Source organism: Microcoleus sp. MON1_C1, from assembly GCF_036701945.1.
Classification (GTDB): Bacteria; Cyanobacteriota; Cyanobacteriia; order Cyanobacteriales; family Microcoleaceae; genus Microcoleus.
The window spans coordinates 60,554-75,251 of the sequence record NZ_JAUBRO010000010.1; the positions used below are offsets into that span (position 1 = coordinate 60,554).

16 protein-coding genes are annotated in these 14,698 nt (G+C 45.9%); 4 read left to right on the top strand and 12 right to left on the bottom strand.

The window, feature by feature from the left end; translation table 11 throughout:
• Positions 1-121: 121 nt before the first annotated feature.
• Positions 122-337, bottom strand: coding sequence for a hypothetical protein (locus tag QUA62_RS07770; RefSeq protein ID WP_242724456.1), 216 nt, complete (start codon positions 335-337; stop codon positions 122-124).
• A 227-nt stretch (positions 338-564) separates the two neighbouring features.
• Here QUA62_RS07770 and QUA62_RS07775 point away from each other — a divergent pair, with 227 nt between their 5' ends.
• Together QUA62_RS07775 and QUA62_RS07780 are read left to right on the top strand one after the other, a co-directional pair.
• A complete protein-coding gene (locus QUA62_RS07775; protein ID WP_333403329.1) occupies positions 565-1,068 on the top strand; it encodes a DNA-binding response regulator in 504 nt (167 codons plus the stop codon).
• A gap of 171 nt (positions 1,069-1,239) precedes the next feature.
• A complete protein-coding gene (locus QUA62_RS07780) occupies positions 1,240-3,027 on the top strand; it encodes a cellulose-binding protein (protein ID WP_333403330.1) in 1,788 nt (595 codons plus the stop codon).
• Positions 3,028-3,044: 17 nt separating this feature from the next.
• On the opposite strand, the gene QUA62_RS07785 is transcribed toward QUA62_RS07780, so the two are convergent.
• The 4 genes from QUA62_RS07785 to msrA form a co-directional block, all read right to left on the bottom strand.
• On the bottom strand, positions 3,045-3,626 hold the full coding sequence (locus QUA62_RS07785) for a DUF948 domain-containing protein (protein ID WP_006632276.1): 582 nt from the start codon (positions 3,624-3,626) through the stop codon (positions 3,045-3,047).
• Positions 3,627-3,663: 37 nt separating this feature from the next.
• Positions 3,664-4,005: a YtxH domain-containing protein gene (locus QUA62_RS07790; protein WP_006632275.1), complete on the bottom strand. Its 342-nt coding sequence runs from the start codon at positions 4,003-4,005 to the stop codon at positions 3,664-3,666.
• A gap of 121 nt (positions 4,006-4,126) precedes the next feature.
• Positions 4,127-4,432 carry a hypothetical protein gene (locus tag QUA62_RS07795; protein WP_333403331.1) on the bottom strand — a complete coding sequence of 102 codons (306 nt, stop codon included), beginning with the start codon at positions 4,430-4,432 and terminating at the stop codon, positions 4,127-4,129.
• A 176-nt stretch (positions 4,433-4,608) separates the two neighbouring features.
• Positions 4,609-5,262 carry a peptide-methionine (S)-S-oxide reductase MsrA gene (msrA, locus tag QUA62_RS07800; protein WP_333059920.1) on the bottom strand — a complete coding sequence of 218 codons (654 nt, stop codon included), beginning with the start codon at positions 5,260-5,262 and terminating at the stop codon, positions 4,609-4,611.
• 317 nt (positions 5,263-5,579) lie between these two features.
• On the opposite strand from msrA, the gene QUA62_RS07805 reads away from it, so the two are divergent.
• The gene (locus QUA62_RS07805) at positions 5,580-5,714 is read left to right on the top strand and encodes a hypothetical protein (RefSeq protein WP_333403332.1); all 135 of its coding nucleotides are present in this window, start codon (positions 5,580-5,582) and stop codon (positions 5,712-5,714) included.
• Positions 5,715-5,847: 133 nt separating this feature from the next.
• On the opposite strand, the gene QUA62_RS07810 is transcribed toward QUA62_RS07805, so the two are convergent.
• Together QUA62_RS07810 and QUA62_RS07815 are read right to left on the bottom strand one after the other, a co-directional pair.
• Positions 5,848-6,030, bottom strand: a complete 183-nt coding sequence (locus QUA62_RS07810; RefSeq protein WP_333403333.1) for a DUF6999 family protein — start codon at positions 6,028-6,030, stop codon at positions 5,848-5,850.
• Between the two features lie 296 nt (positions 6,031-6,326).
• The gene (locus tag QUA62_RS07815) at positions 6,327-7,244 is read right to left on the bottom strand and encodes a hypothetical protein (RefSeq protein ID WP_333403334.1); all 918 of its coding nucleotides are present in this window, start codon (positions 7,242-7,244) and stop codon (positions 6,327-6,329) included.
• Between the two features lie 282 nt (positions 7,245-7,526).
• Between QUA62_RS07815 and QUA62_RS07820 the strand changes: the two genes are divergently transcribed.
• Positions 7,527-8,543, top strand: coding sequence for a hypothetical protein (locus QUA62_RS07820; protein ID WP_333403335.1), 1,017 nt, complete (start codon positions 7,527-7,529; stop codon positions 8,541-8,543).
• A 41-nt stretch (positions 8,544-8,584) separates the two neighbouring features.
• On the opposite strand, the gene serS is transcribed toward QUA62_RS07820, so the two are convergent.
• From serS to QUA62_RS07845, 5 genes are all read right to left on the bottom strand, one after another.
• On the bottom strand, positions 8,585-9,865 hold the full coding sequence (serS, locus tag QUA62_RS07825; protein ID WP_333403336.1) for a serine--tRNA ligase: 1,281 nt from the start codon (positions 9,863-9,865) through the stop codon (positions 8,585-8,587).
• Between the two features lie 367 nt (positions 9,866-10,232).
• On the bottom strand, positions 10,233-11,864 hold the full coding sequence (locus QUA62_RS07830; protein ID WP_333403337.1) for an iron uptake porin: 1,632 nt from the start codon (positions 11,862-11,864) through the stop codon (positions 10,233-10,235).
• A 96-nt stretch (positions 11,865-11,960) separates the two neighbouring features.
• A complete protein-coding gene (locus tag QUA62_RS07835) occupies positions 11,961-12,179 on the bottom strand; it encodes a hypothetical protein (RefSeq protein ID WP_333403338.1) in 219 nt (72 codons plus the stop codon).
• Positions 12,145-13,149: an ABC transporter permease subunit gene (locus QUA62_RS07840; RefSeq protein WP_333288790.1), complete on the bottom strand. Its 1,005-nt coding sequence runs from the start codon at positions 13,147-13,149 to the stop codon at positions 12,145-12,147. Before QUA62_RS07840 ends, QUA62_RS07835 begins: the two co-directional genes overlap by 35 nt.
• Positions 13,146-14,690 (bottom strand): sugar ABC transporter ATP-binding protein, encoded by a 1,545-nt coding sequence (locus QUA62_RS07845; RefSeq protein ID WP_333403339.1) that lies wholly within the window; start codon positions 14,688-14,690, stop codon positions 13,146-13,148. The genes QUA62_RS07840 and QUA62_RS07845 overlap by 4 nt, the downstream gene beginning before the upstream one ends.
• Between the last annotated feature and the right edge of the window lie 8 nt (positions 14,691-14,698).

Consider the following 14,698-nt stretch of genomic DNA (forward strand, 5'->3'; position numbering starts at 1 on the left):
TTTAGAGGACTTTCGCTATGAGACGGGGGTTTTTAACCCCCGGCGGACTCGTGGAACAAACGCTAAATATCAACAACCTAGTTATTAGCTAGGGACTGAAGTCCCTGGCGCGAGTCAATGTTTAGTCGTCAGAAAAAGCCTTGCTGATCCCGTAAAATGCCAAACCAGCCAACGCACCTACGGCTACACCAACGGGCCCAGCAGCAGCACCAATACCCGCACCTCCGCCAACGGCACCAACTGCCGTCAAACCTGTAGCAGCTACCACACCAGCACCCACAGCACCACCGGCAGCAGCGGAACCTGCCGCTTTCGCTATTTCATCACCTTTAGCCATTGAAATACCTCTGTGTAAGGAACAAAAACTAACTGTTTGACTAACGAAAGTTAATTAAACAGACAAAATTTGAAAGATCGCGATCGCACTTTCCCGCTTTTCTAAGTATTTGCACTTAGACAATGAGTCGGTAATTTAATCCTAGACTACCTATAGTTAGCAAACCACTAACAAACGCTATCAACTTCGGTTATGCTATCGTTAGCCACATCTCACCACACCCGACAATGGCATCAAAAGAAGATTTATTTGCCGAAGCCGCGAAACACTGGGACTTAGAAAGGCTGTACCAAGCTTTTGCAGAAGCTAAACGGCAAATCTCACCCCGATCGCGAAGGGGACTAACAGAAACAGAAAAACTTTACCTGCGAGGATTGCTTTCCGGTTGCAGTCCCGCCGAAATCGCCCGCCAACTGTTTCAGAGTTCCAAAAGTGCAGAGGTTTATTTATGTAAAACTTTATACCAATATGTTAAAAAACTCGCAGATGTACCTAACGAACCTGTAGGAAATTGGCGCAATATTTGCGATCGGCTACAGGAAGCCGGATATAAAACTCAGTCTTCTCCTGAATTTAAAATAAATAATTCTGTACCTACAGAAGCATTAGTAAAAATAGTTGGTATAGGTGTGATTGAGAAAAATACAGTATCAATTGATATTAATATTCGACTAGAATTCCCCTCAACTTCAGAAGCGCCGAAAACAGAAGATTTGGATAAAGACGGTTAGATGGGCGATCGCACTTGGGGACAGAAAGGGATCTCGCCCCTCCACAGAGAGGCAAAAATGTTAATAATCTTATAGCTGATAGTTTGAGAAGGAAGTTTTTGATAAAATATCAAAATTAAAACTGCCTCACCCGCTTCGATTTTACCTAAAACACTCAAATTAGTCAAATTTATGTCTCGATTAAGTATCCTATCAAAAAATAAAGCTCTGGGCTTTGTGCTGGGTTTATTAATTTTTGTCATTTTCATTCCCGGATGTTGGGCTTTAACCACTAATATTGCTCCCACAGCAGCACGGCAAGTAGATAACAAAGTAGCTGTGCGTGCAGATGTACAAAATACATCAAATTCTCGATCTTCTTTAGGAGTTGGGCTGAGTGGTATTGCTGACTACTCAACACAATTACCCTTTTTAGATGCTTTCAAATCTTCTAGACAATGGATAACTCAATGCGTCAGCGGACAACCAAACTGTAACGGTGAATGGGATACAGAGGAGTATAATCTTTTAAATCTTGATGAAAATGGGTGGGTGAAGTCTCTCCCCTCGCCCGAAGATGCTCCTAAATATACTAGGGTAAGTACCCTATTACTTAGGGAAATCCCCAATCGCTATCCTTCAGGGCAATATATTGTTACTTATGAGGGTGAAGGTGCGATCGAATATAGCTTTGATGCCAAAAAAGATGAGGCTGCGTCGAAACCCGGGAGGGATATCATTAATGTAGATGCCACACAAGGCGGAGGCATAATGATTATAATTACTGCTACCGATCCCAAGAAAACAGGGAACTATATCCGCAATATTAAAGTTGTTCACTCCCAAGATGAACAGCTTTATCAAAGTGGTGAAATATTTAATCCGCTGTTTATAGACAAGATTAAAAAATTTAGAGTCTTGCGTTTTATGGACTGGATGGACACAAATGGTTCAGAACAAAAAGACTGGTCAAACCGACCTAAACCAGAGAGTGTATCCTATGCTTACAGAGGAAATGTTCCCATAGAAGTTATGGTGAATTTATCTAACAAACTCCAAGCAGAGCCCTGGTTTAATATGCCACACCAGGCTACGGATGAATATATGACTAACTTTGCTAAAATGATCAAAGATAGTTTAGATCCCAAGCTGAAAGTTAATGTAGAGTATTCTAATGAGGTTTGGAATTGGTCATTCCCACAAGCGACTTATGCTTTGGAACAAGGTAAAGCGAGGTGGGGAGATAAAGGCGATGCTTTTATGCAATGGCACGGAATGCGTACTGCTCAAATGTGCGATATCTGGAAAGGCGTTTTTGGGGATCAAAACAATCGAGTTGTGTGCGTGTTAGGAACTCAAAGAGCCTGGAGAGAGTTAGAAACTTATTCTTTAGAGTGTTCCTATTGGGTGGCTGAGGGCAATAAACCTTGTTATCAACACGGTATTGATGCCGTAGCCATAGCTGGATATTTTAGCGGAAACTTGGGCGGGAAAGAAAGTGTCAGTACAGTAGAGTCTTGGTTGAAGGACGCAGATGGCGGGTTTGGCAAAGCTTTTAAGCAATTAAAAGAGGGCGGGTTACTTCCTGGCTTCAAAGATAGTTTGCCCGATGTTGAGAATGACTTTAAGTATTTCTTAGATGTGGCTCAAAAAAAAGGTCTCAAGTTATTTGTTTACGAGGGCGGTCAACATATTGTAGGTATTGAAGGAGTTGAGAATAACGAAAAACTGACTCAGTTTTTTATGGAATTAAATAGGCGTCCAGAAATGTATGAGATCTACACCCAATTACTGAATAGTTGGAAACAAGCTGGAGGTAGTCTCTTCATGCACTTTGTGGATGTGAGTTCATTTAGTAAGTGGGGAAGTTGGGGGGCTTTGGAATATGTGGAACAAAAGGGTTCGCCTAAGTATGATGCTTTGATGGATTTTATTGATAAGAATCCTTGCTGGTGGGATCGCTGTGCTGTGGAGGGATGATGAGGAATTGGGTGCAATCAAGAATCGTTCGATCGCACTTCCTCAAAATCTTCCGCATCCCCCGGCAAACCCGAACCCTCGCTACCCCTCAACCGGGGCGATTCCCCATTACTCCCACCCGCACCGTAAACCCCAGAATACCTATCCTCCAAACCCGAATCCCTTAGCGAAAGCGCACTTCTTTGACTCGGCGACAATCTATCTGTTGACCGGCGATTTGTCCCAGAAATCGGCGGCTTCCGAGTTAAAGTTTTCCAAGCAGCCTTAATCCCACTCACTACGCTGCGAGTAGTTACCTGCACCTTTTGCGCCTGCTTTTTGGCGCTACCAATACTTTGATCGACCTGTTTGACAACCTCGCCCGCACTTTGTACTCCCTCGCTGACATCATCCGTCAACTCGCTAATTTCCAGCCCCGTCAACCGAATCGCCTCCAAAGTGGGCGGAAATTCGCGAGAAAGCGTGTCAGCGAGCTTTTCCACGCTGCGGGCCGCCCGGGCGAGCGCTTGCACCGCAGGTATTAAAGTCACTAAAACAGCAGTCAGGCTAACTGCCACTAGCAAAATCGAAAGTCCTAGCCAAAATATGGGATCGCTCACTTGAATCTGGGATTGGGGGTTGAGAATTTCATGTCATTTAGCGGATGGGAGGGCGCGACGGGGGACTCACTTCAGCTTCAGCTTCCGACAGGGTTTGGCGTTCCCGCTGAGTCGCTTCCAAACCTGCCGCGATCGCCTCTTTGAGTCTAATCAAAGTTTCGTCCCAATTTCGGATTGCAGTTTCAGAAAGTCGATCGGCCTGCAACTGCACGCTAGTCGATAAATCCTCCGCCAACTCGGGCAAAGCATCGGCCGATTTTTTCAATATCTGTCGCGTCTCCTTGCCCGGTCGCGGTGCTATCAGCAACCCAGTCACGGCCCCGATCGCAGAACCCACAAGCAAACCGCCAATAAATAATCCTGAACGTTTAGTTGACATTTTTATAACTTCTCTCCATACACCAATTTTAGGCACGTTTGCCCGATCGCGGCCCTTTGCAAAGGTAGAAATATTGTTGACAATCCTACGGAGTCAGCAGGGGCGGCAGTTTTAGGATAGCTTACCTCAAACGTCGATCGCGCCTGGACCAAAGCATCCGTCCGAAACCCAGCAATCCCAAAAGTTGCTGAACCTGTTGCAGTTGCAATTCCAGTTGTTGATAACGTCGTCGCAGTTGGCGGGTACCTTGCTGCCTTTTACCAAGGAAATCCGGCGATTTGCTGAGGACATTGCTGCTGCTGCGTTCCATTCCTGCGATCCGAATTTCCAAACGTGCGATCGTCCCCCTGATTTTCCACACTTTCGCAGCGATATAAAAACAGACCACAGATATTAGTAGATTGATAATTACAACAGCATTCAGCATTTATTACTTATTTTCAACTACTACTAAGATATTCCGCTTTTTGTGGCGGGCTAGGAGCAACTGCCTACCAGATATATTGTAGGGAGACAACATTGTTGTGTCCTGAGATCTGTTTTAAGGACACAACAATGTTTTGTCCTGAACTATGTGTCCCTCTCCCTAAGCGGGGTCAATTTTTAAGCCTGAGACATAGCAGGTAAACAAACCTTAGTACCGCCCAAACCGCAATAACCGTTCGGCTCTTTAGCAAGATACTGCTGATGATAGCTTTCTGCGTAATAAAACTCAGGAGCATCAATAATCTCAGTGGTAATCTTGCCGTAACCGGCCGCCGTCAGAGCCTGCTGGTAAGCATCGCGCGAAGCTTCAGCTAGCTGCTTTTGGCTAGCTGAATAGGTGTAAATTCCCGATCGGTACTGAGTACCCGAATCATTACCCTGACGCATTCCTTGAGTAGGATTGTGACTTTCCCAAAAAACTTTGAGCAGCGTTTCGTAACTAATTACTTTGGGATCGAACACAACCAGAACTACTTCATTATGTCCCGTCATCCCGCTGCAAACTTCGTTGTAAGTAGGATTCGGAGTAATCCCGGCCGCGTAGCCAACAGCCGTCGAAAAAACTCCATTTTGTTGCCAAAATTTGCGTTCTGCTCCCCAAAAACAGCCCAGGCCAAACAAGGCAGTCTCCATGCCGTTTGGAAAGGGAGGTTTGAGCGGATTGCCGTTAACAAAGTGAGTTGCCGGTACCGACATCGACTCTGCCCGTCCCGGCAAGGCCTCTTGGGGAGAGGGCAGGCTCGACTTTTTGCCAAATCCAAATAGCACCATAAGTTTGTGAGGGGATCTCTGATAAACGTCTTTACCTTACTTAATAATATCAGATGTATACTGAAAATAGTGGCCCTCTTAAAGGTAGAAGGTAAAAACCCGAAGGCAGATTTTTTTTACGGAAGGTTTTTGGTGATACTGCTCACTGCCAACGCAGTTTTAAATCACATTAGGCGGTGTTTTATGTCACCAAAACATACCTAAAATATCACCTATTGTTGAGGTATAAATCACGCGGATTTTAGGCCAAATAGCCGATTATTAAAGGTAGGGTGTTGTAGTAGTTATTCAATACCATTTATGGGGAGTGTGTAGAAATGGCCGCTAAACCTTGCAGTCAACCTTTAAAATCTAATCCGTTTATTACTTACCGTGACCCAATTACAGGCAAGTGGATTGTGGTAAATCAGACTTTGCCCCAAGCAGAACAAGCACAGCTAGCAGCAGCTTGAGTTCTCCTATTAATTTTACTTGAAAAATTAACCATTATCTCCAACTTCAGGACTTACGCAAAAAGTTATTTGACGCGCTACTTATATTCGTAAGTGCTTAGGGGTTGCAGCCTAAATAAATACCACCCTACTTTTAAACATTGCTCATCTCTTTTTGCAGTTCTAAATACTGATAGAGATATTCCGCAATTATCCCGTGCAAAAACAAGTCGGGTGCCGCATTAAACGGACTGTTTGGCGCTAGCGCATGGCGGTTGACATTTACATGATTCCAGTCGCAATTTCCGGTAATATCGCTGACGTAAGCCAAATCCATACTAACTGCCGCAACAAATAAGCTTGCGGAGAGTTGGGTTGTTCCGGTTTAACGCTTTCGAGAGTCGAAGATTCTGGAACCTCAAGAAAGTTATAAATTTAATAAATCATAGGTTTATGGGTATTTTCCACAGCAGTTAACATCATGTATGCCGTTGTAAAGCTGCCGCTTTTCGGCACGAAACAAAAGATTGTCTGTCCAGGCTGCAACTTTTCAGAATTGAATAATCCCTCTAAGATTAAATAAATCGAGGCGCCGCCTGTATTTCCCCGACTGTACAAGTTGGTAAACCATTTTTATTCAGGAATCATGCAGCCTGCTTGTTCCAGAAGTTCTACAATTTGTTCCCGGAAAAAGTGAGACGAATAGTGGCACAGCAGCCAGTCGATTTCCTGCGGACAAACTCTCCCGGCTTTAATCAACCGCAGCCAACCTTCAACACCTAATTTCATTACATTGTCCAGCAAGCTAATATTTTGCCGCCAGTCAAAAGCTCCCGCTGTGGCTGCATTGAGGTAAGAGGAATAACCCAACCAGCTTTTAGTTGATGTTTCGTTTGCTAATCCTGAATACATACAAACAGGATAGGCGTTGGCGTGGGAAATTAGCTCAATCCATTCTATTTTTAAGCTTATTCCTGTCGCGTTAGGATGGTTTTGGAGCAACAATGCTCCGGCACCGTCGGAGAGCATCCAGCGCAGAAATTCTGTATCGAAAGGCAGGGGTTTTCCCGCTTGCACTGAAGTCTTTGCTTCAAATTTGGTGTTTTTGAACAGGCGCGAGGGAAATTCGGAAGCGACGGCAATTGCTGTTTGTTTTTTGCCGAGTTCGATTTGAGAGGTGGCGTAATTTAAAGCACTAACTCCGGCACAGCAAACTCCTTGAGTTGACACTATTTCTAGGGGAGATAATTCGGAAAGTTCCCCGTGTACTGTGCTGGCAAATCCCGGTACTAATAAGTCTGGTAAAGTAGTGGCGCAGGCCAGTAAGTCGATCGCCCCTGGTTCCAGATTTGACTGAGAAATCGCCTCACGGACGGCAAACGCTGCCATTTGGCTGTTAGAATATAGTGTTGGCTGCTGTTTGTCGATCGCGTAGTAGCGCTGTTGAATGCCGTTGCTGTTGAGAATTCGCTGACTGACTCTCGAAGGGCGCGAGGCAATTTTGCCGAGATACTCTTCCATCTCATCATTATTAATCGGTTCTCCCGGCAAAAATTTTCCAATCCGATTGATATAAGCACTGTAAATGACGTAAACCTCTAAAGTTGCTAATTTAGTCGGGTTGGTTGTTTTGTTAAATCAAGCCAGAAAATATTTAAAACTGATTGTGCTTTGTGAAGCAGTGAACTTGCAAGGAAGAACCAGCTATCTTGTAGAGTCGCCGGAAATCAGGGAAGTTGAGCAACAGCGGCAACCAATAACCTGAAGCGGGGTGAAGTTTTATGTAATTGAGCCAATATGTAACTAGAGTTCCTTCGCTGCTTCCCGACTGAAATGGATATTGCAAAACTAGATACTTGGTATTCTCCTTCTCAACGCCGCACGGCTGTTTCGCTGTTGATGAAACGAGTAGGCGTAACTCGCACTAGGGCTGAATGCTTTATCAGGCTTTGGATTTACTTATCAGTGAAACAGCTTCAGGAAAGCCAGCCCCGTCTCAAACCACCGCTGGCGAAACTGGAAGTGCCAGCAACAGAAGTGCAGTGCACTCACCGGGAAGCCGCCGAACTATTTTACTGCGATTCCGATCGCGGGAGCGATCGCGCCGCCGGAATGATGTTAGATAAATTAGCAGCACTCGGATTAATCGCAAAACACTTTGATGGTAACGCTACGGCAATTCAAATCCAACCAGTTTCAGAAATTTTAGAGACCGCCGAACCTCAAAAGCCTGTACAACTCCAATTAGATGATTTCAACCCTCGGTGCGACGCGATTCCCGTTGCCAATTTATTAGCCACCAATTACAACTGGATGAACCGCAACACTAACGCCGTCCCCCACAAAATTGCTAAAATCCTCCGGCTTTTTGCCAATCAATACTCAAAGGGAATGCGAGTTTTGCGCCGCTCAGATAATCTCAATCCAGTCGGATTTTACTTACTTTATCCCACAGCTAGCGAATCTGAAATAAATTTTTTTAATGCTCCTAGTAAAGCGCTTCATTTAAGTTCTATTTCCGATATCGATCCTTTCAATATGGCGCTACCAGGAGATATAAATTGCCAGTCAGTATTTGTCCGCAGTTGGATGATCGATCCGCAGTATTTGTCAGAATACCGAATTGCTTTTCTTGAAGACACACAGAAAACTTTAGGCGAAATGCAAACAGATTTTCCGAATCTTTGCGACTTGTACACGCTGATGATTCACCCCATGTACGAAAAACAGTCCCTAGCTTTGGGATTTCAGAAGACTAGCAGTGATAATCAGCTATCTGTTTATTGGATGTATTTAGCGCTGGATAGATTTTTGGGGCTCGATATCAAGGAAGCATTAGTTAAACTGTAAGATAACTCGGCGGTTTCAATCGCCGAGTGACGACAAACAGCTTACAAAGTCTCGCGACCCAAATAAGATTGCAGCACTTCCGGCACTTTTACAGTTCCATCCGGCTGCTGGTAATTCTCTAAAATTGCTGCCATTGTGCGGCCTATAGCTAAACCGGAACCGTTCAGCGCGTGAACGAATAGAGTGCCTTTTTTCCCCGCTTCTTTAAAGCGAATATTCGCCCGTCGCGCCTGAAAATCTGCGACGTTGGAACAACTGGAAATCTCGCGGTATTTGCCCGCAGATGGCAGCCACACCTCTAAATCGTAGGTTTTGGCTGCCGCGAAACCCAAGTCGCCGGTACAGAGTGCGATCGCCCGATAAGGCAATTTCAGGGCCTGTAAAACTCCCTCAGCATCCTGCACTAACTTTTCGTGCTCTGCCTCGGAGGTACTCGGATGCACGAGTTTCACCAATTCTACTTTATTAAATTGGTGCAGTCGAATTAATCCCCTGGTATCTTTGCCGTAACTGCCAGCTTCCCGCCGAAAACAAGGAGTATAAGAACAGTGATAAATTGGCAACTGTTCTGCTGTCAAAATTTCACCTCTGTACAAATTGACAACGGGAACTTCGGAAGTAGGAATGAGCCATAAATCATCTTGGTCGCACTTGAAACTTTCTTCAGCAAATTTGGGTAATTGACCCGTAGCAGTGAGGGATTCAGTGTTAACTAAAAATGGTGGAATTACTTCTACATAACCTGCTTTTGTGTGGCGATCGAGCATGAATTGAATAATCGCTCTTTCCAGGGCTGCCCCGGCTCCCATTAAGCTGACAAAGCGGGGCTGAGCGATTTTTACTGCCCGTTCAAAGTTGATAATTCCTAATTTTTCGCCGATTTCCCAGTGCGGTAAAATACCGGAATTTTGGGGTATGTATTCGTCTCCCCAGCGCCGGATTTCGACGTTTTCCTCTTCATTTTTGCCGATCGGCGTTGACGGACTCGGTAAGTTTGGCAGCGGTAGCAATAAAGCTTCTATTTGAGCTTTTAGGTCTTTTTCTTGTGCTTGCAGTTGGTTCGACTCGGTGCCGACTGCGTTGCCTTCTGCCTGCAGTTCCTGAACTTCGGGAGATTCGAGGGTTAAACCCGATTTTCTTTTTTGACCGATGAGTTTGGCAATTTCGTTGCTGCGGGCTTGCAGTTGCGATCGCTTGCCTTCCAACTCCCGCTGCTGTTTGTCTAATTGCAAAATCGGCTCGATTTCATAGTTACCTCCGCGCAGGTTGAGGCTTTCTTGCAGGGCTTGCGGGTTTTCTCGGATTAATTTGAGGTCTAGCACAGATTTATTCTAAATCTTAAATTTTAGAGCGGCTGGGACAGAACGAGATGATATAGAAGCTTTGTTAATCATTGGCATATTGAATCATAATTTATTCTGACTGAAAATCTTAGTTGGGTGTCACCCCTGGAGGGTGACACCCCACAAATGTCTGCTATACTTGCAAATATTAGTAGATGCACCCTGATAATTTTCTACCCCAGCCAGCGATGGCAGGGGTTTTTTGTTGTGTGGCATGAAATTGAAGCCCTGGACGCACTATCAGTCTAAAAAACCCAGTTTCTCGCGATTATCGTCTCAAATGAGGCAATTACGTCAAGAAACTGGGTTTTTGCGTCCAGGACTAGGTTACTAAAATATCTTCCGGTTAAAAGTTAAAGCCAGTGCGGAGCAACCAAACCCATTGAGTGTCGTTGCGGCTGTCATTCTCAGGATTAACAACGGCCCAAACACCAGGAGTGATGGAAATGTTGTCGTTGACCTGAAAGCGATAGAAGGCTTCAACGTGATAAGAAGTATCTCGCTCGCGGCGCACATTACTGCTCGTCACGCGACCTGGCAAACCCACCAAAATCCCGGGTAGGTTGCCTTCACCTCCCACATCTGGGAAACTTATCCCGATCGCTGCATACACAATATCGGCGCGATCGTCGCCGTCAACATTTAGCAAAACCACGCCACCTCTACCATCAGAAACGCTGCTAACACCGGAATTTTCTGCCTTGGCGCGAGTATAAACGCCCCAGCCGTGAACTTGCAACCGGGGAGCAAGGCGGTAGAATCCTTGTACGCCTACAGAATCGCTGGATGTAGCAATATTGTCCCCAAACGGTCGCGCAGCCAGAAAACTGCCCGTACCGCCTGTGAGGTCGGCTTTACCGCTTGGTGCAAAGGTTCGAGAATAGGCTACGCCAATTGCTCCGCGATCGCCCCGGTAGGCAAGCTGAACCAGAGCGTTGTACGAGCCGTTGAATAAACCGTTACTTTGCTGCGAGAGATTGGGATTTCCGCCTACATAGCCCACAGTCAGGGTGAGGTTTTTGACGATCGTCCAGTTGACAGCAGCACCGCCACCTCCCCGGCGGTAGAGGGGATTGTATTGTCCGAACTTCGACGGAATTCCCTGACTATCGCTGGCGATCGTTGGAGGAGTCAGCAAATCCGTAATATCGGGATACCCAACACCTGTGGAGCCGACGGTCAGCGCCAGATTAGAGGTCAGCGGGGTCACATACAATACGTGAGGGACGGTGATTGTGTTATCGACATTGCCATCAAAGTTCAAGGCCGTCATATTTGTACCCGTATAGTCGGCAATCCTGCCCAAGTTGCCGAATTCCAAACGGGTTCTGAGCATATCGCGACCGGTGAAGCTGGTTTCCAAATTTAATCGGCCCCGGTTGGCAACAATAGTGTTGGTGCGATCGCGCGAATCCCCAACACTGTTACCCGAGGTATCTGTTACCACCACGATAATTTCCGCATTCAGCTTCGTAGTAGTCGAGAACTGATTCGCTTCTAGTTCTGCTGTGCGTGCATCGAGAGTATCGACTCGACCCCGCAACACCGATAATTCTGTTGCAAATTCTGCTTGCAGTTTTTGTACGATCGCTAAATCTTCCCGAGTAATCAGGTTGGTTGTTCCTGCGGCAATTAGTTCGCTGACTCGATCGAGACAGCTATTCAATCCTGCTGCAAATTCGTACCGCGTCAGCGCGCGGTTTCCTCTGTAGGTGCCGTCGGGATAACCGGCAATGCAGCCGTAGCGTTCTACTAGAGATTGCAGCGCCTGAAACGCCCAGTCAGTTGGTTTTACATCCGAGAGTTGAGAGACAGAATTCACCTGCGCGAAGGGGTTTTCTGCCAATGTATTTAACGGTTCAGGAGCAACTAATCTATCAATTGGTGCAGCAAAAATTGGGGATGATGTTAGTATAAATACACCCGGTGCTCCCAGTATAAAAGCACTAATCAGGTGAGGAAAATGCTGGATGTGCATAGGACAAAGCTCCTCATAAGGAACCGATCGCCAGAATTAGCAATACAGTTACCTTCTAGACTGTTAGGACGTTCTTAATCGCTGAAACCATTGGTATTATTGCATTTGCCTTTTTCCTTCTTCCTTCCCCCCAAGGGGGGCAGGGGACTTCTTCCTTCTTCCTTCTTCCTTCTTCCTTCTTCCTTCTTCCTTCTTCTTTCTTCCTTCTTCTTTCTTCCTTCTTCTTTCTTCCTTCTTCCTTCTTCCTTCTTCCTTCTTCCTTCTTCCTTCTTCTATACCTTTACGCTGCGCTTGAACCAGTGCGAACTTTGTCAATCGTCACTGCGATAATTATCACCAGACCTTTGACAACTAACTGCCAGAAGAAAGACACGTTCATGAGAGTTAGTCCATTGTTGAGCAAGGCAATAATTAAAGCCCCCAGCAAAGTACCCCAAATAGTGCCAATTCCACCTGTGAAACTCGTTCCTCCCAAAATTACAGCAGCGATCGCATCTAATTCGTAGCCTTGCCCTAACATCCCCGTCGCACTGTAGAGGCGCGAGGCGCTCATAATTCCACCTAAACCAGAAAGCAACCCGCTCACGCCATAGACAAATAACAGCACGCGACTCACCTTAATACCTGTCAATCGTGCTGCCCGAATGTTGCCTCCCACGGCGTAAATATGCCTCCCTAGAACCGTCCGCCGCAAGACAAACCAACTCGCTAAAACTGCGAGGAAAGCGATAACAACTAACCAGGGAATTGGGCCGAGATAATTGTTGCCTATCCAAGCAAAATTCAAATTTCTATTGATAACGGTAGTGCCGTTAGCTACTAAATAAGCAACTCCCCGCAAAGCTGTGTAAGAACCGAGGGTGACGATGAACGGAGGCAAACCTAAATAGGCAACTAGCGAGCCGTTAAGCAATCCCAAAAAGACTCCGGCTATTAACGCAGCGGGTACGGCAAACCAACCCAGACCTGGAACTAAAGAAACCAGCACCCCGACAACTGCCGTCACACCCAAAATTGACCCGACTGAAAGGTCAATTCCGCCAGTCAAAATCACAAAAGTCATGCCAGTAGCTAGGACAATATTGATTGATGCTTGCCGAATGACATTAATCAAATTTCCTAAGGAAAGAAAGTTGGGCGTTACCAGGGAAAAAATTACACAGATGGCAACCAAAATCGGCAGGATACCGGCAACTTGGATGAAATTTTTCCAAGCTTGAGCTTTACTTGTTTTCTGCCGATCGCTCCCTGAATTTCTGCTGGTTTTTGTTTGCGTTTGACTCATGATTTTACTACCTCTTTTGCACCAGTGGCATAAGCCATAATGTTTTCTTGCGTAATCTTTTCCCCAGTCGAGCCGCCTACTTCACCGACGAGGCTTCCCGATCGCATCACTAAGACGCGATCGCTCATTCCCACAATTTCCGGCAGTTCGCTGGAAATCATCAAAATACCTACACCCTTGGCTGCCAAATCGCTAATAATTCGATAAATTTCGCTTTTTGCGCCAATGTCTACACCCCGCGTCGGTTCATCTAGCAAAAGTACCTTTGGGTTGATAGCCAACCAACGCGCTAGCAGCAACTTCTGCTGATTTCCCCCAGAAAGATCCATTGCCCTGATGCTCGGGCTTGCAAGGCGAATCTGCAAATTATTAATAGCATCATTGACAATTTTCAACAGAAAATTTGAGTTAATAATGCCAGCTTTTGCTTCTCGATCGAGGACATTCATGGTGATATTCTCACCCGAACTGGCCTCTAAAAAGAGTCCGAGAGCCTTGCGATCTTCTGGCACGTAAGCAATTCCGGCTGCCATTGCTTCATTGGGTGTCGAGACATTTAGATGACGACCTTCCAGTTTTATTTCACCGCTTACCTTCCGATCTGCACCAAAAATCAGGCGGGCAAGTTCTGTTCTGCCAGCGCCAACTAAACCCGCTAAACCCAAAATTTCGCCCGCATGAAGTTGAAAACTGGCAGGCTTTACTTTGTGGCCGTCGCTTAAATTTGTTACCTCAAGAACAATAGCACCCGGTGTTATTTGATGCTTGTTTTCGTACAAATCCTGTAAAGAACGACCCACCATCATTTCCACCAGGCGCTCTGCCGAAATTTCGTGCTTTTCAAGAGAGCCAATATACCCGCCATCTCGGATGACGCTCACGCGATCGGCAAGGGCATAAATTTCTGCCATTCTGTGGCTGATATAAATAATAGCAATGCCCTCATTCCGCAAGCGGCGAACCACTTCAAAAAGCTTATCTGTTTCGCGGTCTGAAAGCGCCGCTGTCGGCTCGTCCATCACTAAAATTCGGCTATTGTGTTTGAGCGCCCTAGCTATTTCCACTTGCTGCTGTTCGGCAATTGAAAGTGTCGAAACCAGGTCTCCAGCCTCAAAATTTGCATCGAGGTTTTTCAAGACCTCAGATGCCTTGCGCCGCATTTCCTCTTGGTCTAAAAATGTACCTCCTTTCTTCAGCTCGCTGCCCATAAAAATGTTTTCAGCAACTGTCAGATTGGGGGCAAGATTGAGTTCTTGATAAATAATCGCTATCCCTAAATCTCTGGCTTGAGCGGGGTCTGTCATCTTAACAGCTTTGCCGTCAATTCTGATTTCGCCTGCATCGGCTATGTAGGCTCCCGCTAGAATTTTCATCAGCGTACTTTTGCCCGCACCGTTTTCCCCCATGAGGGCGTGGACTTCGCCCGGGTAAACGGTGATATTTACATCGTGCAAGGCTATAAAACCGTTAAAGGTTTTTTTAATACCTTGCATTTCGAGGACGGGCTGAGTTTTAATTGAATCTTGAGTGCTATTTACCATCGTAAATA